Below are 26,841 nucleotides of genomic sequence, written 5' to 3'. Positions count from 1 at the left end.
AAGAAGAATAAGCAGATTGAGTAAGGTAAAAAAATGAGCTTTAGTTACTATAACATGAAGAAACACCCAAGAAACTTTCGTAATATAACAGGTTTAACTATAGAGGAGTTCGAAAAGGTAGTGGAAAAAGTGAGGTCTGGGTGGGAAAGAGTTGAAAAACAGAAAAAGTGCCATGGTAGAAGATCACAACTACCAACTCTAGAAGATAAGTTATTTTGCGTAATTTTGTACTATCGCACTTACATAACACATAGATTTTTAGGGTGCCTGTTCAATGTGCACAACGCAAATGTATGTAGGTTACTGAAGAAAATAGAGCCATTACTTGCCAAAAAAGTTACTATAACAAAAGATAGAAGTATGACACCAGAAAAAATACTGAAGATTCTGGCTGATGTTACAGAACAGCAAATACAGAGACCAGAAGATAGTAAAAAACGGAAGAAATCATATTCAGGAAAAAAAAGAACCAACACTATGAAAACTGAGATTGTTATCGAAGAAGGTGGAAGAATTTTATCAGTGTCAAATTCATATCGTGGTAGAATTAATGATTTTCGCATAAGGAAACAAGAAAAATATTTACCAATCGATAGCATAAAATATGCCGATTCTGGATATCAAGGTTGGCAAAAATTGCAAAGCAATGTTATAATTCCATATAAAAAGTATCGTAAAAAGCCATTAACTCCAGAGCAGAAAGAGCATAATAGAAGATTAGCATCATTTAGAATGAGAGTAGAAAATAAGATCCGTGAGATAAAGATATTTAAGATTATGTCTCATGTTTACCGCAATTTTCAGAAAAAATACAACCTGAGGTTCAATATTATTGCTGGTATTGTGAATCTTAAGCACGCCTTTTAGTTAACCTTGATTTTAGTCACCCTCCTTTCCTTCTTTTTATTGCTTGATTCTCAGCAGGTCTTTTGGCATCTTGATTAAACGCTTGTTGGTGAAATGGTTGAAGAAAAAATATTAGGTAACTAGCTTCAAAAATATTCAGCCACTGCCGCATAGTTGTATGAGAAGTGCCACAATCTTGAGCAAGAGATAAGATACTCGACCTGTTGAGGAAGGTTTGCAATATTCTCAATGTTTTTAAGTTGTCGAACATCTCGCTCAATGTAGGTTTGAATGTAGCTGGCCAGTGGATGCATATCAAGGCTATGTAACCCAGGGTATCCTCCCTTAAAAATAGCTGAATTAACATTTATGAACGTACTGAGCTCAGATAAACTCAGAGGCAATAATGCCTATGCGCCCTGAAAGAGATTGAGAAACATGATGACTGAGGGCAAAATTTTGAGACCCTGTTAGTACATATCGACCCTTTACAGGAAGCTATTTCTTGAAGATATGATAATAACTCAGGCACGTGCTGTACTTCATCAAAAATAGCGCCCTGCTGATAATTAGCTAGAAATGCCCTAGTTGCGCTTGAAAACGAGTGTCAATATTTTCTAAAGATACGTACGGCAAGTAACGTTTTTGCAATAGTTGTTTTACCAGACTCTGTAATGCCCAAAGCAGTTAGAAAATCCTTCTAAAACTGGGGTTATAGAACGTAAATACATAAATTGAATTTTATAGTTTCAATATGCAAGAATACTATAAAAGGTTAAAGATGGCAACACTTACACGAACATTATGATTTAAAAACAGGGTTTTGCACAAAAAAACAAGGCTTGCTGAACTTCCTACAAAAACATAGTTGATATCTCTGGATCTAAGTAGTTTATCGATGTAGTCTTTGTAACCCTTAAACAACTAATTTATATCTTTATCAACGTCCATCGACCCTGAGCCCTCCTTCCTGATCCATTCTCTACCTTAAACCGGAGGCTCCTCAAACTCAAGATCTTGTTTTCGTCGCCTCTTACAATGAGTTATATATTATATATATAATATATAACTTATAGTAGGGGGTAGCCAAAAAAATGAGTTATTTTTGAGCTGAGCAAAGCCACCTAAGGTAGAGAATGGATCAGGAAGGAGGGCTGTATAATATATATAATCTTTATGATTTTCTGTATAATTTACTTATGTAACTTGATAAAAAAGGAGGGTAAAATTTATTGAAAAATATATTTATTGATTATCTTCAAGCCTTCTCGTAAATGGTGTCTCTATGTCCTATTGCAACGATAGTTACTTCATATTTCACAGTGTTTACATGATATATAATACGGAACTCTTAGTCTTCTAAACCCTTTAAAGCTATAGTGTAAAGGCTCACCAAGATTCACTGGATCGACCGTAAGCCGTTCCTGTATTGCTTTATTTACTCTTGACTCTATTGTTACCGGTAAAGCTGGAAGATCTTTTTCAGTAACATTCTTTAAAAATTTAATTTTGTAATGCTTTATTTCCACTTGGCGTCTTTATGATCAACATCTCCACTTAACGTCTTCGTAATCAACCGTTTCTGCACTTTCAATATCATATTGATCAGCAACCACAGATAATAAAAAGTCGTCCATTTCAAGTTCAATTGCTTCTCCGATTAGTTTCTCTGCTAATTCTTGAACAGGCTGCTTAGTAAGTTCAGATAACTTAGTAAGATTCTGCAAAATTTCTTTACTGAGAGCTATGTTAGCGTTTGCCATATGTTTTACCAAAATCTACTACTATAATAATTATACAACATTTTTCTAAACTTTTCAATAAAGAAAGGAAGTAGGGCTGTATAGAAATACATTTTGTGTTTATAGAATATCTTCTATAATTTCTGTATGTAATAGTTTTTAGGTATGACTATGAATGAAGCTAACGGAAAAAAGATAGGTTTACATATTGCCGCTAGAGAAGGTTTACTAAATATAGTTAAATATTATATAGAAGAAATGGGATATGATGTTGATTCAAAAGATAGTCATGGTTGTACTTCCTTATTTTGCGCTGTTATAGAACGTGAGCCTGAGGTAGTAAGGCACTTGATAGAAAAGGGAGCGGATGTAAATGACCTTACCCAGAAAAAGTAGAGAGAAAGTTAAGACGTTTTTGTCATGAGAATGATGCATCAAATTGTGCAGGAATGCAATAATTAATAGTAGAATGCCTACGTTGTTTGTTATAAAAGATTTCTATGTATTCAAATATGGCAGTTCTGGTTTGTTGAGCGAGAAGTATCAATAAGCAGCTCCCTTTTGATGGACAAAAAGACTTTAATATTGGCGATTGGAGCATCATTAATAGGCACTGCAATAGGGGCACTTACAGGTTTGGGATTAAGTGTCACAGCTTTTTCACCTTTAGCCATAGGTGGAATTGTTGGTTCTATAATTCCAGCAGCGGCTATATTTTTTTTTGCAGGATGTTTGCTGTGCAAATCTGATGGAATAGATTCTAAAAAAGGTTGTACAGTTTTCAGTATTGCAGCACCCATAAGCGCTGCAATTGGAGTTGGTCTTGCTGCAGCTGCAACTACTATTTCTCCTGGTGTAATGCTTGGAGCGAGATCTGCAGTTTTAGCAGGTGCAACAATAGGAGCAATAGCAATAATAGCACCAATCGCAGGGTTCCTTATAGCTGACAAAGTGAACGATTATATTATCTCTCCTATAGTTGAGCACTTTTCTTCAAAAGGGAAGGAAGAAAGTTTAAGCTAATCAAGTAAGGTTTCTGTTATTCCAGTGTGTAACATTGGAATAACAAGATTTGACATTAACCGTTGATAATCGGAATATTAGTAGAGTAGAATTACTCAAAAAAGCATGCATAAATATGACGTAGTAGTAGTAGGTGGTGGTCATGCAGGGTGCGAAGCTGCTGCTGCGGCAGCTCGCCTTGGTGCAAACACGCTGCTTATAACTCATAAAATTTCAACTATAGGAGAAATGTCCTGCAATCCAGCAATTGGAGGAGTTGCAAAGGGTGTTGTAGTCAGGGAAGTTGACGCTCTTGATGGAATAATGGGAAGAGCAATCGATCAAGCAAGCATACACTCAGTCATTTTAAATAGCAGCAGAGGTGCAGCAGTATGGGGACCACGTGCACAGGCAGACCGAAAATTATATAAGCAGGCAATACAGGAAATTATTCTAAATTATAACAATTTGACGGTAAAAGAAGAGTCGGTTGACAATTTTCTTATAGAAAGTAATGGCAATGGAGAACCGTGCATTAAAGCTGTAATGATAAGCTCAGGTGAACATATACAAACAAGTAAAGTCGTTCTAACTACAGGGACTTTTCTGCGGGGTGTGATTCATATAGGAGAGCAAACAACTCCTTCAGGAAGAATGGGAGATAAGTCTGCAGTAGAACTTGCAAATACGTTGAAGAAGTATGATTTTAGATTAGGTAGACTGCGTACCGGAACTCCACCAAGGCTTGATCGTAATACTATAAACTGGTCAATATTGCAAGAACAAGTGGGTTATAACCCACCTGTGCCGTTTTCTTATCTCACAGAAAAAATTAACCAACCTCAGGTATCATGCTTTATTACCCATACTAATGAAAATACGCATAAAATAATTAGAGAAAATCTTCATAGGTCAGCTTCTTCGTATTTGGATGACATTGTTGCACCAAGATACTGCCCATCCATTGAAGTTAAAGTTAATAAATTTGCAGAAAAAAGTAGTCACCAAATATTTTTAGAACCAGAAGGGCTGGATGATGATACTGTATACCCAAACGGAATTTCAAATTCATTGCCTGTTGAAGTGCAAAATGAAATGATAAAGAGTATCAAAGGACTTGAAAACGCAGAAATATTGAGGTCTGGATATGCAGTTGAGTATGACTATATTGATCCACGAGAACTAAGCCATACTCTTGAAACTAAGAAAATTAAAGGTCTATATTTTGCTGGCCAAATTAATGGCACCACTGGATATGAAGAAGCAGCAGGGCAAGGAATTATCGCCGGAATTAATGCAGCACTCTCTGCATCTGAAAAAAAAGAAAGCTTTGTTCTTCACCGCACAGATTCATATATCGGTGTAATGATAGATGATTTGGTCACCAAAGGGGTGATCGAGCCTTATAGATTATTTACCTCACGTGCAGAATATAGGCTAGCTATCAGGTCAGACAATGCGGATAGAAGATTAACACAAAAAGGTTATGATATTTCCCTTGTTTCGCATGAGAGATACTCTGTTTTACAGAATAAACTTAAATCCATTAAGCAGCTTGAAGAGAAGTTAGGGAGTCTGACGATTACTCCTGAGCAGCTTAGGTCTTATGGTATTAAAATATCTTATGATGGGATAAGAAAAACGGCACTAGATTTACTCAGCTATCCAAACATCGACTGGAATAAATTACAAGAAATATGGCCGGAGTTAAGCAGCATCACGCGCTGCATAACGGATACTGGATCCTCTTCCGTCATCTCAGGACACTCTCATATCATCCCAGTGCGTGACACTAGGATCCAGGAAAAAAGCAGCGTTACGCGCTGGAATGACGCCGCAATGGGTAGCATAACTAAGAATGAAATATGCGAAGCAGTTGAAATTGAAGCAAAATACAAACCTTATCTAATAAGACAAGAAGCAGATATGAAGTTTTTACGAGAGGAAATTAACACTCAAATTCCAATTGATTTTAACTATTCACAAGTTAAAGGCCTATCAAGTGAAGTAATAGAAAAGTTGCAGACGATAAAACCAGCGACGATTGGCATTGCAAAGCAAATACAAGGCATCACTCCCGCAGCGATAGTGAGCATATTAGTGTACCTTAGGAATAAGAAAACGAAAGTAGCTGCTAGTTTTGCGTGAGGTATATGTCAAAAATCGAAGAATTTCGTTCTTTTATGTGTGAAACAAATGTTGACGCATTTATGTTGCATACTAAAGATGAATATTTAAATGAGTATTCAGAGGAGCTAACAAAGCTGTGTGGCTTTACAGGAACAAATGGGCTACTTATCGTTACAAAAGACAACAAGTGCCCATTTTTTACGGATGGACGCTATATCACACAAGCTCGCAATCAGCTCGATCGGGGCAATTTTCAAGTATATAATATACAAGAAGAGGATCCACGCGAATGGGTAAAAGCAAACTTAACATTGACCACCTCACTAGGTTACTATTTGCAATATTTTACCATAGAAGATATAAGAAAGTATGAGAATATCTGTAAATTAATACCCTGTTTAGCTGGAAAAAAAAGTGACTATCGAAAACAAGCAGTGGTTTTACATTCTATTAAATATGCTGGTGAAAGTAGCAAGAATAAATGTGAAAAAGTCGCTAAAAGCATAGATAAAGAAGCTGAAGCAGTGCTTTTAACTGATCCAAATTCAATTTCATGGCTATTAAATTTAAGAAATGAAAATGCCAAATATACTCCATGTATATTGGGCCGTGCTATATTGTATAAAAGCGGTAATGTTGATTTGTTTATTCAAGATAAAGAACATTCAACTATAGAAGTAAATTTAGTCAATCATATAAATATTTTTGATATTAGTGAGCTAGAAAATTCGCTGCACAAGCTAAATTCAATAGTTATAGATCCAAACACAACTCCAATGAGTATCATGGCTGTAATAAAAGATAAACAGGTAGCTGAAAGAGAAGATCCTTGTCTAATTTATAAAGCAGTAAAAAACCAAACTGAAATAGCTGGGGCTATAAATGCGCATATCAGAGATGGAGTGGCAGTTACAAACTTTCTACATTGGCTTGAAAGTAATGTTGGTACAGAACTTGAAGCTGAAGAAAAGATTTTAGAATACAGAAAAGAACAGAATTTGTTTAAGCAACCAAGTTTTCCAACAATTTCCGCATTTAATGAAAATGGTGCAATAATTCACTATCGTGCAAGCAGTAAGACGAATAAGGTAATTCAGAAAAGTGGACTATATTTGATTGACTCTGGTGGCCAATACCTTAATGGCACAACTGATGTGACAAGAACTGTAGTGGTTGGTAATCCGACTAGTGAGCAAATAACCCACTATACAATAGTATTGAAAGCTCACATTGCTGTAGCAAGTGTCATCTTTCCTTCTGGCACTACTGGTGGAGAATTGGATATATTGGCACGTACGCATTTATGGAAATTTGGAATGGACTATATGCATGGTACAGGGCATGGAGTAGGAAGTTACCTATCAGTACACGAAGGACCACAAGCAATATCAAAGGGCAATAAAGTGAAACTCACGCCAGGAATGATACTTTCCAACGAACCTGGTTATTACATTCCGGGAGAGTATGGAATAAGAATTGAAAATCTGATGTATGTCGACAGACAAGAAAATAGCTTTTTACATTTAAAACAACTGACCTTCATTCCATATGACAGAAGGCTAATAGATGTGCAAATGCTTACTAAAGATGAAATTGAATGGATAAATAGCTATCATCAATTTGTCTATGAAAACTTAGAAAATAGCGTAAAAGATAAGGAATGGTTAAAGAAGGTATGTGACCATTTGTAAGCAAAGGAGCATTTTTTATTGTTTAAAAAGTATTAATGCAATTGTGATAGGTATTTTGTATTGTTTTTAATTTAAAAACGATATATAATAAAGAATACGTATTTTTAGGTAGACATATTATGATAGACAAAGGACAAGAAGATGAATTTATGAAGCAGTATATGGATACTTGCAAAGAGCAAATAGAAAAATTAGCCAAGGATCCTGAATTGCTTAATCAGACTTTAAAACCATTTATGCAAATGTCCCAGCAGCTTATGGCTGGCGGTATGTTAGAAGGGGCTATGCCTGGCATGGTACCTGATTTGGGTAGTATGGATGTTAACAAGATGATTGCTCAGATGAAGGAAATGATTGACTACATAAGAGGTAACTATAAGGAAATAATGAAAGAGCATAGCTCGCAAATTCAAGAGCTTGATGAATCCAGTAAAAAGCTAAGAGGCTTAGCTAAAAAATTGATAGAAAAGATCGAAAGTAAATAAATAATATCTAACGCAAGTCTCTTCTGTCATTCTATGCACAGATACATAAGTGTCTAGTGACCTTACCCAGAAAAAGTAGAGAGAAAGTTAAGACGTTTTTGGAGTAAAATAAAACGTTTTTTCAAAATATGGCAAATAGAAGGGAATATACAGCAGGATTCAAATTAGAAGCTGTTAAGCTGGTTAAAGAAACAGAAGTACAAAAATAGCAAAAGATCTAGGCATAGATGGCAGTATGTTAAGTAAATGGGTAAGAAAATATGATGGAAAAATGTCAGAAGCATACGCATTTCCAGACAAAGGCTCCTTATGACAAAGAAAGATTTGATCTAAAAAAAGAACTAGCAAGAGTAACAAGAGAAAGAGACATTTAAAAAAAAGCCCTGACCAAACAAAAAGAGTAAAGTATTCTTTTATATAGAAATTGCTATAAAATACAGGAACTATGTAGGGTTTTAGACATATCTGCTGGTGGTTATTATAAATGGGTTGCTAAGGGAAAAAGCAGTAAGGAATTAGCAAGAGATGGGCTTCTAGCAGATATTCAAAAAAAGCATCCAAATGCAGATCCCTAAAATTCACGCTGAATTAAAAGCTTTAGGCAAAAATTATAACATCAAAACAGTACAAAGTGTTATGCAAGAAAATGGCATTAAAGCCAAACTTAGACGAAGGTTCAAAAATAAAAAACAGCAAATAAGCAACCGAGTTGTAGCTCCGAACACAAGGAAGGTTGTTGGCAGCAATAATTGACCTATATTCACGTATGGTAGTTGGCTGGTCAATGAGTAGCTCAATAAATAAACAATTGGTTATTGACTCTTTATTGATGGCCGTTAATAAGCGCAAACCCGATAAAAATCTGCTGTTACATAGCGATCAAGGGTCACAGTATACCTCTCAAAATTACCAATTTCTATTGAATACAAAAAACATCATTTCCAGCATGAGCCATAAGGGATGTTGTTACGATAACTCTGTTGCAGAAAAGTTCACTCAAAAGGGAGCTGCTTATTGATACTTCTCGCTCAACAAACCAGAACTGCCATATTTGAATACATAGAAATCTTTTATAACAAACAACGTAGGCATTCTACTATTAATTATTGCATTCCTGCACAATTTGATGCATCATTCTCATGACAAAAACGTCTTAACTTTCTCTCTACTTTTTCTGGGTAAGGTCAGTCTGAAAGAACGAGAAAATTAATAGAAAGTGTTGGATGTAAAGTTTTATTTTTGCCGCCATACTCGCCTGATTTAAATCCAATTGAGAAGTTCTGGTTTGCCATCAAGCATGCCATAAAAAAAAGCGCTGCCAAGCTTTTGGCCCGATATCAATTCTGCTATTGATTTTGTTTTTCAGCACTCGGGGAAACCTTACTTAGGTTAGCTATATACAGCATATTTATAAGTATAATAAGATTATATTAAAATTTACTTACTTATTGATATGCTTAATTAGGTATAGACAAAATGTCATATGAGATGGCTTTGTTAGCTGTTTTAGGTGGTGATAAATGGATAGTCAAGCAAAATTACGTTTGTAACTTTACTTGACTTGTCCGTTTTTTTTATGTCTTTATTACAATCATAACCTCTAGCTCTGAATTACACCCCTTGCTGTATTAGATGGAGGTAGAGCAGAATTAAAATTACTGCTTGGTTGTGAATCTTTCTTATTGCATAACAATGCTAAAAGTTCTTCTGAAAGATCTGGGTACAATCCTGGCTGCTTAGGTTCATCGTATGGTGGTGCCGAAGGTTCTACCTTATAATTCATCTCACAATTACCAGAAAGATCTAGAGACCTGCTGCAAAAGGTGATTGAAAAAATAATGTGAGAGAAGTAGAAGAAGAATAAGCAGATTGAGTAAGGTAAAAAAATGAGCTTTAGTTACTATAACATGAAGAAACACCCAAGAAACTTTCGTAATATAACAGGTTTAACTATAGAGGAGTTCGAAAAGGTAGTGGAAAAAGTGAGGTCTGGGTGGGAAAGACTTGAAAAACAGAAAAAGTGCCATGGTAGAAGATCACAACTACCAACTCTAGAAGATAAGTTATTTTGCGTAATTTTGTACTATCGCACTTACATAACACATAGATTTTTAGGGTGCCTGTTCAATGTTCACAACGCAAATGTATTTAGGTTACTGAAGAAAATAGAGCCATTACTTGCCAAAAAGTTACTATAACAAAAGATAGAAGTATGACACCAGAAAAAATACTGAAGATTCTGGCTGATGTTACAGAACAGCAAATACAGAGACCAGAAGATAGTAAAAAACGGAAGAAATCATATTCAGGAAAAAAAGAACCAACACTATGAAAACTGAGATTGTTATCGAAGAAGGTGGAAGAATTTTATCAGTGTCAAATTCATATCGTGGTAGAATTAATGATTTTCGCATAAGGAAACAAGAAAAATATTTACCAATCGATAGCATAAAATATGCCGATTCTGGATATCAAGGTTGGCAAAAATTGCAAAGCAATGTTATAATTCCATATAAAAAGTATCGTAAAAAGCCATTAACTCCAGAGCAGAAAGAGCATAATAGAAGATTAGCATCATTTAGAATGAGAGTAGAAAATAAGATCCGTGAGATAAAGATATTTAAGATTATGTCTCATGTTTACCGCAATTTTCAGAAAAAATACAACCTGAGGTTCAATATTATTGCTGGTATTGTGAATCTTAAGCACGCCTTTTAGTTAACCTTGATTTTAGTCACCCTCCTTTCCTTCTTTTTATTGCTTGATTCTCAGCAGGTCTTATGCTCTAGAACACAACTTGCTAAGTAAGCTACACCTGCTATTATAAGCGTTAATGCCATAACAATGAAAGGTAAAACTGCTATATACCTAATAAACCCGTTACTTCATGCATACTCATATGAGTGGGTGGGTTAATGGCTATTATTATTGGGAGAAAGAAGAATACAGAAGTAAGCATTAATATTATAGCAGTGATACCTAAACATCCTAATGCTACTTCTTTTAATAATCCTCCGTTTTTCTTTTTATTATTAAGGCTTTGATATATTTCATGAATGTTAGTTTTGTTAGTATAGTCTTCTAGTTCTTTTGAAATCTCAGCCTTTAATTCTTTAACCTCATTTTCTAGTATAGAATAGTATTTTTGCTTCAATTGATCACTCAATACTGATTTACCGCCACTAAGAACATTTAAAATGTCTTGTTTGCATACCTCAATTTTTTTAGAAATTTTAGAATTGTTTTGTAGCTCCGCTTCTTGTATATCTTGATCCATTTTGGCCTGTAATTTTTTACTGATCTCATCAAAATCTTTAGATAAATTCCTGTGAACAAGGTATTTTAATATAATAGGTAAAGCTAGTGCATTTCCTCTATAAAGTGAAGATAAAAGCTGCAAAGCGAAAGAATCAGGTATTGCTTCTCTTGGTAGAGTTAAAGTTTCATCGTATCCATGTTCGATAACTAACTTTACTGAAGGTTCTTTGAACCTTTTTCTATCATCTATATGAAATACCCTTTTAGCAAAGAAGTTTTCTAATTTCTCAAAAGGACAACAGTTTTTCTCTAATTTTACTTTTATAATACTGCTTAACATTGCACCCTCACTAATTATTTTATGCACGCAGTTTAACACTATTTTAATTATTTGTCAAAAGAGTGTAATTATTAACTATAATATTTAATTAATAAGGCTTTGTTTTTTTAATAAGAAGCAATCTAAGATAGACGGCTGCTATAGCTAAAGTGGCTTAGGTTTACCTACAATTTGAAAAACAACAAATTCGTTATTCCGCTACTTGTTAGCGGAATCTATGCTGAGATACCGCGGCGGTATGACGTAGGGAAACCTTTCTTGGGTTAGCTATAGAAACTCTCATCGCTGCCTTTTTGTTAACAGTGGTATTGCTAATACTAGACTTCAAGTTACTGCAAAAAATGTTTTAAAACATAGTTGATATCTTGACTTTATCTAGTTAATACTCCAAATTATAAAAAAAAGATAGTTCTATGATGGCAAGTCTATTACAAGGCAAAAAGGGGTTAATAACTGGAATAATAAATAAGAGATCGATAGCATGCGGTATAGCAAAAGCTCTCTCAGAGCACGGGGCAGAACTTGCAATCACCTACCAGAATGAAATAATAAAAGAAAAACTATCACCAATAGCAGATGAATTAAATGTGGAGCTAATATTACACTGTGACGTTTCAAATGAAAAAATCATAGATAACGCTTTTGAAATAATAGAGAAAAAATGGGGTACTCTTGACTTTTTGGTGCATGCAATAGCATTCTCCGATAAAAATGAGTTAGATGGTAAATATGTCAATACTTCACTGAATAACTTCCTCAATGCAATGCATATATCGTGCTATTCTTTCACTGCTTTAGCGCAAAGAGCTGAAAAAATGATGTCAGGTGGTGGTAGTTTACTTACTTTATCTTATTATGGCGCTGAAAAAGTTATGCCAAATTATAACGTTATGGGTTTATGTAAAGCAGCACTTGAAGCAAGTGTAAAATATATAGCATGTGATCTCGGGCCACAAAATATCAGAGTAAATGCAATTTCCGCTGGTCCAATCAGAACTTTAGCATCTTCTGGAATAAGCGATTTTCACTTCATATCAGAATGGAATAGAAATAATTCTCCGCTTAGACGCAATGTTACAATAGAGGATGTTGGCAAGGCAGCGTTATACTTATTAAGCGACTTAAGTAGTGGCACTACTGGAGAAATTTTGCACGTCGATTCAGGATATAACGTTGTGGGAATGAAGGTGTTTGACTAACAAAGCACTAGTTCCTTCGGGTTCATACACAACTCTATCAGGAGTTTTGTGACTGTGATTGCAGAAAACATCGAACATAAAATTCCTATTGATAAAGTGACAGAAAAGCCTCTAATTGCTCCGCTGCCAATAATGAACATTATTCCTGCAGCAATGAGTGTTGTGATATTTGAATCCAGTATTGTCTTTATAGCGTTTTTAAACCCTTCTTCAATAGCACGTTCCACTCTCTTGCCAGATTTGATTTCCTCGCGAATTCGCTCAAATATTAAAACATTTGCATCCACCACCATACCGACAGTGAGTGCAATACCTGCAATTCCAGGTAAAGTTAGAGTTGCTTCAAGCAGAGTGAGAATTGATAATATAAGAATTACATTAGAAAAAAGCGCAACAGAAGCTAATATACCTAATTTGCCGTAAGTGATAATTATAAATAAAGCCACGGCTATAATAGAGATTGTTGCTGCCATTTCCCCTGCCTTTATTGATTCTTCTCCAAGGCTTGGGCCAATGTTTTTTTCTTCAATTATTTTAAGTGGTGCTGGCAGTGCTCCAGATTTTAAAAGTATTGCAAGTTCGCTTGCTTGTTTTTCAGTGAAATTACCGCTAATTTCTCCCTCTCCATTTAAAATTGGCTCACGTATTGTAGGTACTGTTAATACTGTGTTATCCAGAACAATTGCAAAAGGTTTTCCCACATTTTCTTTAGTGATTTTCGCGAATCTTTTACTCGCTATGCTGTCAAATTTAAAATGCACTGTTGGTTTACCTAAGTGATCAAATCTAACTGATGCGTTAACCAGCGAATCGCCACCTATTTCAGTTTTGCGGAATATTGGATAAGAATTACCTAAAGAATCCTTGAGCATTACAGTAGTTTCGTGATCTATATCCTGCACCTTGGCTATGTTAGTGTTTGCCAAATGAAAAGCTAGTTTAGCAGTTTTGCCAAGCAGAGATTTTATCTGCTTGGTGTCTTCTACTCCAGGCACCTGCACTAATATTTTATTCTGCCCTTGTTTTTGAACGCTGACTTCCTTTGTGCCAAGTTTGTCCAAACGGCGCTGGACATTTTTTATTGATTCTGCAGCTACTTCTCTGATCAAAGAATTTTTATAATGGGGTTTATACGAAATAAGAATTGAAGAATCTTTTCTATTTAGCTCTAAATTTGGATTTATCGCATTAATCAACACAGATGCTTTTTTATAATCATCAATATTATTTAAAGTTACAATTACTTGTTCGCTATTTTGTACGTTAGATTCAATATTTTTTGTTAGCAATGTCTCTTTTATCTCATCAGCTAGCATGCTTAGCTTTTCCTTAAAATAGAAGTCTAAGTCTATGTTTAGAAGCAAAGATGCCCCTCCTTTCAGGTCAAGGCCTAAGTTTATTCTTTTTTTCGAAATAAAAAGCTTATTATCAAAGAAATTTGGCAGTGTTATGTATAAAGCAAGTAAACAAATGCATAACACTGAAAAAGATTTGACTATAAGCCTGTTGTACATAAGTTGTAGGTTTAAAATTGTAATAATTGATTGTAGACTAAATAATTACTTACTACAAGGCAGAGGTAATAATAGGATATATTAATTTATCCTCGCTAAACTGCACGCTCCACACTTGAATCAACAGCAACCTCATCAATATTATTGTTTACTTTTTCTGTTGGAGAAAAGCATTGAGCTATATAATCGACTATATTATTAGCAGTCCATAGTGCTCCAAACACTGCTATAACTGTAATTGCTCCTATTGCTGCACCTTGTAACATAAGACCTGCTGAGAATCAAGCAATAAAAAGAAGGAAAGGAGGGTGACTAAAATCAAGGTTAACTAAAAGGCGTGCTTAAGATTCACAATACCAGCAATAATATTGAACCTCAGGTTGTATTTTTTCTGAAAATTGCGGTAAACATGAGACATAATCTTAAATATCTTTATCTCACGGATCTTATTTTCTACTCTCATTCTAAATGATGCTAATCTTCTATTATGCTCTTTCTGCTCTGGAGTTAATGGCTTTTTACGATACTTTTTATATGGAATTATAACATTGCTTTGCAATTTTTGCCAACCTTGATATCCAGAATCGGCATATTTTATGCTATCGATTGGTAAATATTTTTCTTGTTTCCTTATGCGAAAATCATTAATTCTACCACGATATGAATTTGACACTGATAAAATTCTTCCACCTTCTTCGATAACAATCTCAGTTTTCATAGTGTTGGTTCTTTTTTTTCCTGAATATGATTTCTTCCGTTTTTTACTATCTTCTGGTCTCTGTATTTGCTGTTCTGTAACATCAGCCAGAATCTTCAGTATTTTTTCTGGTGTCATACTTCTATCTTTTGTTATAGTAACTTTTTTGGCAAGTAATGGCTCTATTTTCTTCAGTAACCTACATACATTTGCGTTGTGCACATTGAACAGGCACCCTAAAAATCTATGTGTTATGTAAGTGCGATAGTACAAAATTACGCAAAATAACTTATCTTCTAGAGTTGGTAGTTGTGATCTTCTACCATGGCACTTTTTCTGTTTTTCAACTCTTTCCCACCCAGACCTCACTTTTTCCACTACCTTTTCGAACTCCTCTATAGTTAAACCTGTTATATTACGAAAGTTTCTTGGGTGTTTCTTCATGTTATAGTAACTAAAGCTCATTTTTTTACCTTACTCAATCTGCTTATTCTTCTTCTACTTCTCTCACATTATTTTTTCAATCACCTTTTGCAGCAGGTCTATTGATGAACCTAAGAAGGCATCTGGACGACCCCCGAATTAACATTGTAGAAGGAAAAACAGCATTTGCAGCTGTTGCAATACCAGCTCCTAATATAAAATTTACTCCTGCTCCTATACCAACTCCAAACACAATTGGAACAACAAGATTTATAATTAATTTGGTAAAATTTTTGTATTCCCATAATAATTCTAAATTTTTGCATCCTGATAATGGTTCGTTTGGCTTTCTTATTACAACGGAATCAACAAAGAGTATTACTGAGCATAAAGCAAACACACAACCCAAAATTCCACCAGTCAATAATGGTCTATTGTCCGATTTTAACATAAGACCTGCTGCAAAAGGTGATTGAAAAAATAATGTGAGAGAAGTAGAAGAAGAATAAGCAGATTGAGTAAGGTAAAAAAATGAGCTTTAGTTACTATAACATGAAGAAACACCCAAGAAACTTTCGTAATATAACAGGTTTAACTATAGAGGAGTTCGAAAAGGTAGTGGAAAAAGTGAGGTCTGGGTGGGAAAGAGTTGAAAAACAGAAAAAGTGCCATGGTAGAAGATCACAACTACCAACTCTAGAAGATAAGTTATTTTGCGTAATTTTGTACTATCGCACTTACATAACACATAGATTTTTAGGGTGCCTGTTCAATGTGCACAACGCAAATGTATGTAGGTTACTGAAGAAAATAGAGCCATTACTTGCCAAAAAAGTTACTATAACAAAAGATAGAAGTATGACACCAGAAAAAATACTGAAGATTCTGGCTGATGTTACAGAACAGCAAATACAGAGACCAGAAGATAGTAAAAAACGGAAGAAATCATATTCAGGAAAAAAAAGAACCAACACTATGAAAACTGAGATTGTTATCGAAGAAGGTGGAAGAATTTTATCAGTGTCAAATTCATATCGTGGTAGAATTAATGATTTTCGCATAAGGAAACAAGAAAAATATTTACCAATCGATAGCATAAAATATGCCGATTCTGGATATCAAGGTTGGCAAAAATTGCAAAGCAATGTTATAATTCCATATAAAAAGTATCGTAAAAAGCCATTAACTCCAGAGCAGAAAGAGCATAATAGAAGATTAGCATCATTTAGAATGAGAGTAGAAAATAAGATCCGTGAGATAAAGATATTTAAGATTATGTCTCATGTTTACCGCAATTTTCAGAAAAAATACAACCTGAGGTTCAATATTATTGCTGGTATTGTGAATCTTAAGCACGCCTTTTAGTTAACCTTGATTTTAGTCACCCTCCTTTCCTTCTTTTTATTGCTTGATTCTCAGCAGGTCTATAAATACTCCCTGGCTATTAACTAAACATGTACATTATATTATGCTGATTATCGAATAGCCAATAACTAAATTGGAAATAACACAAAAATAGACATAGAATACAAACATATAACATGAAGTAAAATACATGCTAGTCAAAATAGGTACCAGAGGAAGCAAGCTTGCAGTTGCCCAGGCTTTGGAAGCAAAACAAAAGTTGCTGGACTCTTTTCCTAACTTATCTATTGAAATTGTTAAGATAAAAACTTCTGGAGATAAGTATGCAAACGCAAATCTTGCTAAAATAGTAGGTAAAGGATTATTCATTAAAGAAATTGAGGCTGAATTGCTCGAAAATAATATAGATATGGCAGTTCATTCGCTAAAGGATGTGCCTGCGTTTTTCTCAGGGGGTTTAACAATTCCTTGTGTTTTAGAAAGGCTAAGTCCATGCGATGCGTTCATTTCTCATAAACACAATAGCCTTGAGTCTTTGCCACAGCAGGCTACTATTGCCACTTCTTCAATAAGAAGAAAAGTTCAGTTGTTAAATGTTAGACCAGATCTAAATATAATATCGCTACGTGGAAATGTAACAACTAGATTGCAAAATCAAAGTTTTGATGGAATAATTCTAGCTGAAGCAGGACTCATAAGATTAGAAAAGAATCACTTAATTACAGAGGTATTGCCACCAAAAGTTATGTTAAGTGCAGTGGGACAGGGAGCGATTTGTATTCAATGTAGAAGGAATGATGTAAAAATTATCGATCTTGTAGAGAAAATTAATAATAATATGTCTTTTATAAGAGTGAAATCAGAGCGCAGTTTTATGAAGACAGTGAATGGTTCATGTTTTACACCACTTGCAGCTTTGGCTGAATATGTAAACGAAAATATTCTACACCTTTGTTGTATGTTAGCAAGTGGAAAAAATATATACTTCACTGAGCGCACTTCATTTATAGAAGATGCGGAGAAAATGGGTATGGATGCAGGACTAGAGTTGAAATCAAAATGCTTATAAGCTTACCTAAAGTACGTGGAATCTATCGTTATGACATCTTAATGTCTAAAGCGACGTGGTTAAACGTCGGTGGACGAGCTGATGTGTTATTTAAACCATGTGATATTGAAGATTTAACATACTTGATTAAAAATACTGAACTGCCAGTTAGCGTTATTGGTGCAACATCCAACATAATAGTACGAGATAGTGGCATTCGAGGAATAACAGTAAAATTAGGTAAGGAGTTTGCATATATTAAAAGTAAGGGTAACAACTCTATTGTAGCTGGGGGAGCTGTGCTGCTCAGGAACCTTGCTTACTTTGCAGGAGAGCAACAAATTAGTGGACTCGAGTTTCTAGTTGGAATTCCAGGAACAGTTGGTGGCGGAATAGAAATGAATGCAGGTGCGTATGGTAGTGACATCGCAAGCGTTGTACAATCCATAAAAGCAGTGAACCTAGAGGATGGAAACCTATATGAGTTCTCCAGCAAAGAAATGGGATATTTTTATCGTGGACATAGCTTAAAAGGAAATTGGATTTTTGTTGAAGCTGAGTTTAAAGGAGTAAACTCAGAGCATGAGCTTATATTGCAAAGGTTAAAAGAAATTGTTGAGAAAAAAAATAAAAGCCAGCCAATAAGAGGAAAAACTGCTGGGTGCATATTCAAAAATCCCAAAAACTACCGAGCATGGGAGTTAATTGATAAATCTGGCTGCCTAGGGTTAAATATTGGTGGAGCTAGAATCTCTAAGAAACATTGTAACTTCTTGCTCAATTACGATAATGCAACTGCATCTGACTTGGAAAACCTTGGCAACAGAGTAAAAGATGCAGTGAAGGATAAATTTAATGTTGAACTTGAGTGGGAAATAAGGGTTTTGGGTAGCTATTAAACAGTTTTTATAGCTGCTGTATATTCGTTCAGGAGAACGGCAAATAAGGTAGACAAGTAATCTATAGCTAACTGAAAAAAGGTTTCCCCAGAAGGGATAAAAAGGTATAAAATGGCTTTAGATAAGGTAGAATGATGCCAAGGCCATTAAAAGACGATCCTTCATGCACTGCTTATTTGGCTTTCCACCTTTTGCCTTTTTCTTAGTCTCTTCCTCTATTAAAATTTGAATTACTTTTTTAAATGTTTTTTTTTACTCCTGTTAACCTACGAAATTCCTCTTCATCAAGCTTGTTTATTTGTTCAAATTTCATACCTTCACTAATATATTACCTTCCTTATAGTACTCCTTTTCTTTAGTTATGCAAGAAGTCTAATGAAGGAACGCTTAAAAGGGATAGAAGAAGAGAAAAAAAAGGTAGTTGACCAAAAGGCAGTAGAAAAGGGAATGAATCTTATTATAAATAGCATAAAGAGTCTTTATTCTAGTGTAAAATCGAACTTGGAACAGCTAGATTGGCGAACTAAACGTGGTATTATTAAAGCATTAATAGAACAAATTAACATTGGTCGTGATCAGGTAGAAGTAGCATTTCGGATCGAAGAACCAGCGTAGGATGGAGAAATTTTTAATTTGCAACATTGTACTGAACGTCATAAAATTGAAGCTATTTTATTTAACTTCGCAATCTCTGCAGCAGATTAAAATGACAAGAAAACTCGTATTTGGCGTACTATTGTTTAATTTTTTGCACTATGTGCATCGTATGTCTTTATAAAATTTCTAGGTTTTTACCTACATAAGCTGAGTCGCGGTTATTAAGTGTTTAAAACATAAAAAAAACGCCAATGTTTTAAAATAGATATTAACCGGGGCTTCTTTTGCCTTTTTTTCCATTTGGTAAGTTTCTTAATGTTTGTAGCTAAACGACAACCGTCATCCCGCTGCTTGTTAGCGGCTAAGAGATACCGCGGCGGTATGACGGTTCGCGGCAGCATGACGATAAGCTCGTCATCCCGCTACTTGGATGACAGCAGATCACCTCTTCACAAAAATTTTATCAGTAATACGCATATCAATAATACTCCAATCGCTGAAAGTAAAATCAGTTGTATTATGTAAGTGGTTTAAATAGTCCCATGCACTAGAAGGGTTATCTTCAGGCAGTTTCACTGTGGAATCGTTATCAAGTATGATATTCCATCTTCTATTCCCTATATAAGCAAAAGAAGAAATGTGGTCACTTAATTGAGTTTTACTCTCTAGCACATCTCTAACAAATTCTAGGTTTGATAACGAGTTTTGTCCTGTAATTACAACAAGATCATTTACTGGATAGTCATCTACGATCACTTTGCCTTCGAAATCAATTACCGAGGTTTTGTTATTATCTTTCCAGAGAGCAAACGGTTTATGCTCATCTATATTAATATGTAGGGTATTGGGCAAAATTCTGTGAACTCTTACGTATTTTATCCATCTGCTTACGGATTGTATGTTACCGGCAAGTTTTGAAAGTGATATATACAGGATAGGTTGTGTTCTATCTGTCAAACTTAGAATATCCTTTTTGTTTGTAAATTTATTGCCGCTCACGACTACTTCGTCGATTGAAAATCCACTACTGAGTAATAAACTAGATAGGCAGTCATTATACCAAGTAAAGTAGTAATTAAATCGATTTATTATTTTATCAAGTGAGCTGTAGAGCATTAGCGTAAGAAAAAGTGCTGTGATAATAACCAAGGCACACTTACGCAAAAAACTCCTTTGGCTTCTAGTAATACTGCTCAACATGACTTAAATCCCTAATATTTTTGTGCTGCAAACTATCTTCAATAATAATTTTAACTAATTCATTAAAATTGATTCCTTTTACCAATTTTGCAATTTCTGGCACTAACGATAACTCAGTAAAGCCAGGATGTGTATTAATCTCAAGCATTTTTAAAGTGTTATTTTTGGGATTATAACGGAAATCTGAGCGGGAAATAGTTTTACAGCCTAAAAATTGATGAATTTTCAGTGCGTGTTCCAAGGTCATTTTATATATATTGTCAGGAATTTCAGCAGGAAATATATGTTCTGCAAATCCATCTGTATACTTTGCTTCATAATCATAGAATTTATTTTTTGGTCGTATTTCCATAGTGCCAATTGCTTCATCTAGCAATAAAGCAGTATGTAACTCTATTCCTGGGACATATTCTTCTATGATCATCAAGTCTCTTGTCATAGAGGTAGCTGACACTGGTTCTTTTTTCTGGATTCCAGTGTCAGCTACTTGAATGACATCAAGTATGATAGCGTCATTTTTAAATTTTAAATGGTCTTCATATGAGGAAACAATATGCACTCCGATGCTAGAACCTTCGTTAATTGGTTTTAAGACGTACGGATAATCGATTTTAATATTATTTTTTAGTAGATCTTCTTGGCTAATTACATAACCTTTTGGAGTGTCGATACTAAGGGATCGAAATATATGCTTTGACATCACTTTATTCATAGCAACAGCAGAAGCCATAACTCCTGAGTGTGTATATTTTATACCTAAAATCTCCAGTAAACCTTGAATGCAGCCATCTTCACCATAAGGTCCATGCAGAGCGATAAAAGCAAGGTTGGGATTAATTTTTTTAAGCTTTTCAGCAATGTTGCTGTCAACATCTATTTCTATTGCATTATATGAAAGGCTATCAATTGCCTTCTTTACTGCTTTTCCGCTCATAAGCGACACTTCTCTCTCACAAGAAAACCCACCACTTAAAATTGCTATAGTTGGAATCATGAGCATTCTATATAATTTTTATGCTAACGTCTGCATTTTAAGTTATAATATGGACTTACGCACATATTTTCTATATAAATTATACCTACTCTACCATGTCTTTTAGACTGCGTACAGGTTTTCATACATGTTAAATCCTTAAAAGTTAAAATTTACTCCCACTTCCGGCCCATGAAGGTAACCACGACTTAACAGACCTCTCTCTAAGTAATAGCCAACAGAAAGACTTGCTTTTGAAGAAATTGGAAAGTCAACACCAGAACTTATCCGGTATGCAAGATTATAATCAGAAAAGCCTGAAGATGATATTCCAAGATTAGCATTAATGTACGGAGCAATACCTATATCTTTAATATCATAATGGTAGCGTAAACCCGACAAAATTCCTATTCTCGTTTCTCCTGCTGCTAGACTTGAAAATGAAAATATAGGCCCAATTGAAACTTGGGTGCTGTTTGTATAGTGATAGCCAAGAGCATAAGCAAAGCTTAAAAATCTGTTGCTGCCATGTGTTGTCACAGTATAAAAGATTTTATCTTCTTCAATAGAATCAACTCCAAAACACGCCCCTGACAAAGAAATAGCAGGTAACATAGCTATTAAGGTGAGCAATTTTTTCATTTCTTCCTCTCAAATATTGGTACGTGTATGTATACACATATAAATGTTAAGAATAATACAACAACACGGAACACGGTAGTGATAAAGAAGTTGTAATTTAGCAGTAAGTATTATTAATAACTTAAATAATACAGCCACTTTCAGCAACCAAAAACAACAACCCTGAAATACAAAAAGTTTCTTTTCCTTCAGTAGCATTATTCTAAATTTTCATCAAAATAAGTTGTTTTATCCTTTTTTTCCTTATACTCTTCTGTAGTATAGAGAGGTTGCTTTTTAGCTGTGATATTTGGCCATTTTTGTGAGTATTCTACATTTATATCGTAAAATAACTTGAAAGTTTTTTGTTCGCTGCTCAGCAACTCTTCATCTAGTTCTAAAATATCTTTTATGGAATCATCAGTTACAATTGCATCTACTGGACACTCAGGTATGCACACTCCGCAATCAATACATTCATCTGGGTTAATCACGAGCATGTTTTTACCTTCATAGAAGCAGTCAACGGGACATACTTCCACACAGTCCGTATATTTACATTTTATGCATTTATCTGTAACAAAATGCGTCATAAAACACTGTATATTTGTATTATCTTGGGTACACTAAATTAATAAGAAATTCAAGCCTTTTATGAAGATAAATAAATTGAACAACAAAGAATTAGAAGTATGGTTAAGCTTGGCTAAAACTATAGGACCAATAAAGTTTTTTAGTATACTAAGAACACATGGATCGCTAGATGAGGTGCTAAAATATCTCAATAGGGTGGCTAATAATAAGGTGTATGGCATTCAAGATGCACGAGAACAAATCAATAATGCAGAAAGAATTGGAGCTAAAATTATACCCGCATGTGACCCAGATTACCCTGATCTTTTAAGAAATATCTCTAGTTGTCCTCCTATAATAACTGCGTTTGGTAATATATCATTATTAAGCCGTGAGATAATTGCAATAATCGGTGGGCGCAACTCTTCGATGAATGGAAGAAATTTTGCCAGTAAACTAGCACTTGATTTAAGCGAAGCTGGTTTTGTTATCGTTTCTGGACTTGCAAAAGGAATCGATACCGCAGCAAACAGTGTAATATACAAAAATCATCCCACTATTGCTGTTACAGCAAGCGGAATTGATGTGGTGTATCCAAAAGAGAATTTTAATCTATACAAAAAAATCACTGGGAACGGTGGTTTAGTAATGACTGAGCTTCCATTTGCTACTAAACCAAAGCCTCAGTATTTTCCTCAAAGGAATCGAATTATATCTGGTCTATCGCTGGGTGTTGTAGTGATTGAAGCATCGAAACGTTCTGGCTCTCTAATAACAGCAGATTTTGCTTTAAATCAAGGGAGATAGGTATTTGCAGTTTCTGGTTTCCCTTTAGATTCACACTGTAGTGGTAGTAATTATTTAATTAAAAACGGTGCTAAGCTTATCGAGTCCGCTGATGACATAATAGAGAGTATTAGGTTTAGTTTACCTCCGCAGCAAAAAACCTATTTAATGTTGAGCACTATGCTGTTAACCAAAAACAAGAAAAATTACAACAGGCAAAATCTGTTATAGTTGATCATATTAACTCTGTACATGTTGATATAAATGAACTTATATTAGCAAGCGGACTTTCTGCCAACAATAGAGCTGCTGCGAATCAAGCAATAAAAAGAAGGAAAGGAGGGTGACTAAAATCAAGGTTAACTAAAAGGCGTGCTTAAGATTCACAATACCAGCAATAATATTGAACCTCAGGTTGTATTTTTTCTGAAAATTGCGGTAAACATGAGACATAATCTTAAATATCTTTATCTCACGGATCTTATTTTCTACTCTCATTCTAAATGATGCTAATCTTCTATTATGCTCTTTCTGCTCTGGAGTTAATGGCTTTTTACGATACTTTTTATATGGAATTATAACATTGCTTTGCAATTTTTGCCAACCTTGATATCCAGAATCGGCATATTTTATGCTATCGATTGGTAAATATTTTTCTTGTTTCCTTATGCGAAAATCATTAATTCTACCACGATATGAATTTGACACTGATAAAATTCTTCCACCTTCTTCGATAACAATCTCAGTTTTCATAGTGTTGGTTCTTTTTTTTCCTGAATATGATTTCTTCCGTTTTTTACTATCTTCTGGTCTCTGTATTTGCTGTTCTGTAACATCAGCCAGAATCTTCAGTATTTTTTCTGGTGTCATACTTCTATCTTTTGTTATAGTAACTTTTTTGGCAAGTAATGGCTCTATTTTCTTCAGTAACCTAAATACATTTGCGTTGTGAACATTGAACAGGCACCCTAAAAATCTATGTGTTATGTAAGTGCGATAGTACAAAATTACGCAAAATAACTTATCTTCTAGAGTTGGTAGTTGTGATCTTCTACCATGCACTTTTTCTGTTTTTCAAGTCTTTCCCACCCAGACCTCACTTTTTCCACTACCTTTTCGAACTCCTCTATAGTTAAACCTGTTATATTACAAAAGTTTCTTGGGTGTTTCTTCATGTTATAGTAACTAAAGCTCATTTTTTTACCTTACTCAATCTGCTTATTCTTCTTCTACTTCTCTCACATTATTTTTTCAATCACCTTTTGCAGCAGGTCTATAGCTCTAATGGCTCTTTTAGAACTAGAGTTGGAAAACAAAATAGAGCGTTCACCGGGGAATAAAATATCGTTAATTTTCTAGATTACTTTAGCTATAAGCCCACAACCGTACGAACATTGTGATTTGAGTCCACCAAGAAAGATGTCATTCCAGCGCGTGACGATGGAATCCAGCCTTTATTATGCAGCCACTTGGTTGAAATTAAGTCTTCTGGATCCCAGTGTCTGGGCACTGGGATGACACCGTCTTGGATGGAAATCAGTGTCAGCTACTTAGATGACACCACTTTTGTATGGAAACCAGTGTCACTCTGACAACCGTCATCTCGCTACGTGTTAGCGGATACCGTGACGTTATGACGAGGGAGTACGCGTTAGCGGAATCTGCTGAGACGCCCGTGATAGCCCTATTCCTATAGTGAGTAATTCCCTTTTATCTACTTTTAGAATTGATAAGAGAAAACTTTTTTTCAACTTGTTGTATGATTTTATAAAAGTGATCGAAATCTAAGCTTGCACTGCCAATTAAAACTCCTGATAAATTTGAAATATTTAACAAATTTTCTATATTTTCTGAACTGACTGAACCACCATATGTAATGTGTTTTTTACCATTACACAATTTTATTACCTCTATCACCTCAGCAATTGCATCATTATTTGGCACATGACCTGTGCCTATTGCCCATATTGGCTCATATGCTACGGTATATTCACCGTGTGTTGGCAAACGGTTTTTGCATTGATATTCTATTACTTCTTTTGTTTTTTCATTCTTATAATCTTCTGAATTTTCACCTACACAGATAATTGGGTGTAAGCCTGATTCTATTGCTATTTCCGACTTAAGTTTTATTTCACTATCTGTTTCGTTAGCCCTTTCAGAATGCCCAAGTATTACGTAAGTACACCCTAATTCCTTTAACATTTCTGCACTAATTTCACCTGTGTAAGAACCAGATTTTTTATAATGGCAATTCTGTGCTCCTATATTAATATTATCGCTCAACTCTATACTGTCTGAAAATGCGGTAAATGGTGGACAAATCACTAGTCTAGAAGTAATCTCATTGTTCTTGTTATTAAGTTTGCCTATAAAATCAACAAATGAAGACCGTGTTCCATTCATCTTCCAATTTGCTACTATTAAAAAGGACATCAACTTTACTTATATGGGTGAGAGTGCCGGCTGTCGGACTTGAACTGACAACCTACTGATTACAAGTCAGTTGCTCTACCAATTGAGCTAAGCCGGCGTTAAACACATTAATAATATACAATTATCAATGGATTTTAGTCAACTGATTTTTAAAATACTGTATAATGAAAATAATATGAGAAAATTTTTATTGAAGCCAAAAAAGAGTCTAGGGCAAAATTTTATTTTATCGAGTGAGATAATAAAAAGAATAGTCGTTTTAGCTGGCAATCTAGAGAATTTTAACGTCATTGAGATTGGTCCTGGATATGGTGCATTAACAAGAGAAATATTGGTGCATAATCCAAAGTCTCTACTTTCTATAGAAAAAGATAGAGATTTAGTAAAACACCATGACCAACTGCTAAATGAGCATCAAGGAAAGTATAGAATTATAGAAGCGGATGCACTGCATGTTATAGAAGAAGAGCTGATAGAGCGCCCAGTCAAAGTTATTGCTAACTTGCCTTACAATATCTCGGTAGTGTTATTTTTAAAGTGGTTAAATAATATAAAATTTTTTACGAACTTGACATTAATGTTTCAAAAAGAGGTAGCAGATCGCATTACGGCAAGACCCAATTCTAAAGATTATGGTCCCTTATCAATGCTAAGCCAGTTACTATGTGATATAAAAAAGGAATTTGATATTGAACCTAAAGAGTTTTTTCCAAGACCAAAAATACATTCTTCAGTAATTACAGTAAATCCTTTGCCTACCCCAAAGTTTGTAGTAAATTTGGAAACCTTAACAAGATTAACACGTGCCGTTTTTGCTCAAAGAAGAAAGATGCTGAGAAATAGCTTGCAAAATATAACGAACCACGCTGAAACTGTCCTTGAAAACGCTAAATTGAGTGGAAACGAACGTCCAGAAAACTTAACCATTGAGCAGTTTTGTTTGCTGGCAAATAATGTAGAATGCTCATTTTGCAAAAGCCCTATTGCAATTTAATTAATTGGCGTATAAGCTTTAA

General features: G+C 34.7%; 27 protein-coding genes, 1 tRNA gene and 5 pseudogenes. 19 read left to right on the top strand and 14 right to left on the bottom strand.

Annotated elements, in window-relative coordinates:
- Positions 1-54 precede the first annotated feature (54 nt).
- Positions 55-867 carry a transposase family protein gene (locus tag AAGD69_RS01225; protein WP_410529814.1) on the top strand — a complete coding sequence of 271 codons (813 nt, stop codon included), beginning with the start codon at positions 55-57 and terminating at the stop codon, positions 865-867.
- A 16-nt stretch (positions 868-883) separates the two neighbouring features.
- Here AAGD69_RS01225 and AAGD69_RS01220 read toward each other — a convergent pair whose 3' ends face one another.
- Both AAGD69_RS01220 and AAGD69_RS01215 read right to left on the bottom strand, forming a co-directional pair.
- Positions 884-1,213 (bottom strand): hypothetical protein, encoded by a 330-nt coding sequence (locus AAGD69_RS01220; RefSeq protein WP_341812297.1) that lies wholly within the window; start codon positions 1,211-1,213, stop codon positions 884-886.
- A gap of 1,177 nt (positions 1,214-2,390) precedes the next feature.
- Positions 2,391-2,609: a hypothetical protein gene (locus AAGD69_RS01215; RefSeq protein ID WP_341812296.1), complete on the bottom strand. Its 219-nt coding sequence runs from the start codon at positions 2,607-2,609 to the stop codon at positions 2,391-2,393.
- 150 nt (positions 2,610-2,759) lie between these two features.
- Between AAGD69_RS01215 and AAGD69_RS01210 the strand changes: the two genes are divergently transcribed.
- The gene (locus AAGD69_RS01210; protein WP_264329086.1) at positions 2,760-2,984 is read left to right on the top strand and encodes an ankyrin repeat domain-containing protein; all 225 of its coding nucleotides are present in this window, start codon (positions 2,760-2,762) and stop codon (positions 2,982-2,984) included.
- A 22-nt stretch (positions 2,985-3,006) separates the two neighbouring features.
- Here the strand turns inward: AAGD69_RS01210 and AAGD69_RS06935 are convergent.
- Positions 3,007-3,120, bottom strand: a pseudogene (locus AAGD69_RS06935) (IS3 family transposase); the annotation flags it as partial.
- 32 nt (positions 3,121-3,152) lie between these two features.
- Between AAGD69_RS06935 and AAGD69_RS01205 the strand changes: the two are divergent.
- The 9 genes and pseudogenes from AAGD69_RS01205 (at position 3,153) to AAGD69_RS01170 (ending at position 10,614) form a co-directional block, all read left to right on the top strand.
- Entirely contained in the window at positions 3,153-3,611 is a 459-nt protein-coding gene (locus AAGD69_RS01205) for a hypothetical protein (RefSeq protein WP_341812621.1), read from the top strand.
- A gap of 105 nt (positions 3,612-3,716) precedes the next feature.
- Complete coding sequence (gene mnmG / locus AAGD69_RS01200) at positions 3,717-5,738, top strand: tRNA uridine-5-carboxymethylaminomethyl(34) synthesis enzyme MnmG (RefSeq protein WP_341812295.1); 2,022 nt, start codon at positions 3,717-3,719, stop codon at positions 5,736-5,738.
- A gap of 5 nt (positions 5,739-5,743) precedes the next feature.
- Entirely contained in the window at positions 5,744-7,411 is a 1,668-nt protein-coding gene (locus tag AAGD69_RS01195) for an aminopeptidase P family protein (RefSeq protein ID WP_341812294.1), read from the top strand.
- 119 nt (positions 7,412-7,530) lie between these two features.
- Positions 7,531-7,896, top strand: coding sequence for a hypothetical protein (locus tag AAGD69_RS01190; RefSeq protein WP_341812293.1), 366 nt, complete (start codon positions 7,531-7,533; stop codon positions 7,894-7,896).
- Between the two features lie 561 nt (positions 7,897-8,457).
- Positions 8,458-8,649 (top strand): transposase, encoded by a 192-nt coding sequence (locus AAGD69_RS01185; RefSeq protein ID WP_341812292.1) that lies wholly within the window; start codon positions 8,458-8,460, stop codon positions 8,647-8,649.
- Entirely contained in the window at positions 8,633-8,914 is a 282-nt protein-coding gene (locus tag AAGD69_RS01180; protein WP_264328804.1) for a DDE-type integrase/transposase/recombinase, read from the top strand. The genes AAGD69_RS01185 and AAGD69_RS01180 overlap by 17 nt, the downstream gene beginning before the upstream one ends.
- The gene (locus AAGD69_RS06930) at positions 8,911-9,039 is read left to right on the top strand and encodes an IS3 family transposase (RefSeq protein ID WP_353270857.1); all 129 of its coding nucleotides are present in this window, start codon (positions 8,911-8,913) and stop codon (positions 9,037-9,039) included. Before AAGD69_RS01180 ends, AAGD69_RS06930 begins: the two co-directional genes overlap by 4 nt.
- Positions 9,040-9,102: 63 nt before the next feature.
- Positions 9,103-9,249 (top strand): annotated as a pseudogene (locus AAGD69_RS01175) (transposase); the annotation flags it as partial.
- 533 nt (positions 9,250-9,782) lie between these two features.
- Positions 9,783-10,614: pseudogene (locus tag AAGD69_RS01170) on the top strand (transposase family protein).
- Positions 10,615-10,756: 142 nt separating this feature from the next.
- Here AAGD69_RS01170 and AAGD69_RS01165 read toward each other — a convergent pair.
- The gene (locus tag AAGD69_RS01165; RefSeq protein WP_341812291.1) at positions 10,757-11,494 is read right to left on the bottom strand and encodes a hypothetical protein; all 738 of its coding nucleotides are present in this window, start codon (positions 11,492-11,494) and stop codon (positions 10,757-10,759) included.
- Between the two features lie 413 nt (positions 11,495-11,907).
- Between AAGD69_RS01165 and AAGD69_RS01160 the strand changes: the two genes are divergently transcribed.
- Positions 11,908-12,693, top strand: coding sequence for an enoyl-ACP reductase (locus AAGD69_RS01160; protein ID WP_341812290.1), 786 nt, complete (start codon positions 11,908-11,910; stop codon positions 12,691-12,693).
- On the opposite strand, the gene secD is transcribed toward AAGD69_RS01160, so the two are convergent.
- From secD to AAGD69_RS01145, 3 genes are all read right to left on the bottom strand, one after another.
- Positions 12,690-14,207 (bottom strand): protein translocase subunit SecD, encoded by a 1,518-nt coding sequence (secD, locus tag AAGD69_RS01155; protein ID WP_341812289.1) that lies wholly within the window; start codon positions 14,205-14,207, stop codon positions 12,690-12,692. The genes AAGD69_RS01160 and secD overlap by 4 nt on opposite strands.
- Positions 14,208-14,302: 95 nt before the next feature.
- Entirely contained in the window at positions 14,303-14,473 is a 171-nt protein-coding gene (locus tag AAGD69_RS01150) for a hypothetical protein (RefSeq protein ID WP_341812288.1), read from the bottom strand.
- A gap of 62 nt (positions 14,474-14,535) precedes the next feature.
- The gene (locus AAGD69_RS01145; protein WP_410529814.1) at positions 14,536-15,348 is read right to left on the bottom strand and encodes a transposase family protein; all 813 of its coding nucleotides are present in this window, start codon (positions 15,346-15,348) and stop codon (positions 14,536-14,538) included.
- A 104-nt stretch (positions 15,349-15,452) separates the two neighbouring features.
- Between AAGD69_RS01145 and AAGD69_RS01140 the strand changes: the two genes are divergently transcribed.
- The 5 genes from AAGD69_RS01140 (at position 15,453) to AAGD69_RS01120 (ending at position 19,254) form a co-directional block, all read left to right on the top strand.
- Positions 15,453-15,803, top strand: coding sequence for a hypothetical protein (locus AAGD69_RS01140; RefSeq protein WP_341812287.1), 351 nt, complete (start codon positions 15,453-15,455; stop codon positions 15,801-15,803).
- A 76-nt stretch (positions 15,804-15,879) separates the two neighbouring features.
- Complete coding sequence (locus tag AAGD69_RS01135) at positions 15,880-16,692, top strand: transposase family protein (protein ID WP_410529814.1); 813 nt, start codon at positions 15,880-15,882, stop codon at positions 16,690-16,692.
- A 190-nt stretch (positions 16,693-16,882) separates the two neighbouring features.
- Positions 16,883-17,761 carry a hydroxymethylbilane synthase gene (hemC, locus tag AAGD69_RS01130; protein WP_341812286.1) on the top strand — a complete coding sequence of 293 codons (879 nt, stop codon included), beginning with the start codon at positions 16,883-16,885 and terminating at the stop codon, positions 17,759-17,761.
- On the top strand, positions 17,752-18,639 hold the full coding sequence (gene murB / locus AAGD69_RS01125; RefSeq protein WP_341812285.1) for a UDP-N-acetylmuramate dehydrogenase: 888 nt from the start codon (positions 17,752-17,754) through the stop codon (positions 18,637-18,639). Before hemC ends, murB begins: the two co-directional genes overlap by 10 nt.
- A gap of 375 nt (positions 18,640-19,014) precedes the next feature.
- Positions 19,015-19,254 carry a hypothetical protein gene (locus tag AAGD69_RS01120; protein ID WP_265033401.1) on the top strand — a complete coding sequence of 80 codons (240 nt, stop codon included), beginning with the start codon at positions 19,015-19,017 and terminating at the stop codon, positions 19,252-19,254.
- Positions 19,255-19,677: 423 nt separating this feature from the next.
- Here the strand turns inward: AAGD69_RS01120 and AAGD69_RS01115 are convergent, their stop codons facing one another.
- The 4 genes from AAGD69_RS01115 to AAGD69_RS01100 form a co-directional block, all read right to left on the bottom strand.
- Positions 19,678-20,436, bottom strand: a complete 759-nt coding sequence (locus AAGD69_RS01115; protein WP_341812284.1) for a cell division protein FtsQ/DivIB — start codon at positions 20,434-20,436, stop codon at positions 19,678-19,680.
- The gene (locus AAGD69_RS01110; protein ID WP_341812283.1) at positions 20,417-21,436 is read right to left on the bottom strand and encodes a D-alanine--D-alanine ligase; all 1,020 of its coding nucleotides are present in this window, start codon (positions 21,434-21,436) and stop codon (positions 20,417-20,419) included. The genes AAGD69_RS01115 and AAGD69_RS01110 overlap by 20 nt, the downstream gene beginning before the upstream one ends.
- Before the next feature lie 132 nt (positions 21,437-21,568).
- Positions 21,569-22,051 carry a hypothetical protein gene (locus AAGD69_RS01105; protein WP_341812282.1) on the bottom strand — a complete coding sequence of 161 codons (483 nt, stop codon included), beginning with the start codon at positions 22,049-22,051 and terminating at the stop codon, positions 21,569-21,571.
- Positions 22,052-22,248: 197 nt separating this feature from the next.
- Complete coding sequence (locus tag AAGD69_RS01100; protein ID WP_341812281.1) at positions 22,249-22,623, bottom strand: ferredoxin family protein; 375 nt, start codon at positions 22,621-22,623, stop codon at positions 22,249-22,251.
- A 61-nt stretch (positions 22,624-22,684) separates the two neighbouring features.
- Between AAGD69_RS01100 and dprA the strand changes: the two are divergent.
- A pseudogene (gene dprA / locus AAGD69_RS01095) lies at positions 22,685-23,688 on the top strand (DNA-processing protein DprA); the annotation flags it as partial.
- A gap of 64 nt (positions 23,689-23,752) precedes the next feature.
- On the opposite strand, the pseudogene AAGD69_RS01090 reads toward dprA, so the two are convergent.
- The 3 genes and pseudogenes from AAGD69_RS01090 to AAGD69_RS01075 form a co-directional block, all read right to left on the bottom strand.
- Positions 23,753-24,585 (bottom strand): annotated as a pseudogene (locus AAGD69_RS01090) (transposase family protein).
- Positions 24,586-25,099: 514 nt separating this feature from the next.
- Positions 25,100-25,825 carry a triosephosphate isomerase gene (locus AAGD69_RS01080; RefSeq protein ID WP_341812279.1) on the bottom strand — a complete coding sequence of 242 codons (726 nt, stop codon included), beginning with the start codon at positions 25,823-25,825 and terminating at the stop codon, positions 25,100-25,102.
- Between the two features lie 24 nt (positions 25,826-25,849).
- Positions 25,850-25,922, bottom strand: a tRNA-Thr gene (locus tag AAGD69_RS01075).
- 78 nt (positions 25,923-26,000) lie between these two features.
- Here AAGD69_RS01075 and rsmA point away from each other — a divergent pair.
- Positions 26,001-26,819, top strand: a complete 819-nt coding sequence (gene rsmA, locus AAGD69_RS01070) for a 16S rRNA (adenine(1518)-N(6)/adenine(1519)-N(6))-dimethyltransferase RsmA (RefSeq protein WP_341812278.1) — start codon at positions 26,001-26,003, stop codon at positions 26,817-26,819.
- Positions 26,820-26,841: the final 22 nt, after the last annotated feature.

The organism is Wolbachia endosymbiont (group A) of Conops quadrifasciatus, from assembly GCF_964027015.1.
In the GTDB taxonomy this organism is placed as follows: Bacteria; Pseudomonadota; Alphaproteobacteria; order Rickettsiales; family Anaplasmataceae; genus Wolbachia.
The sequence above is the reverse complement of the archived record's forward strand: the minus strand, read 5'-3'. Positions and strand labels throughout refer to the sequence as shown.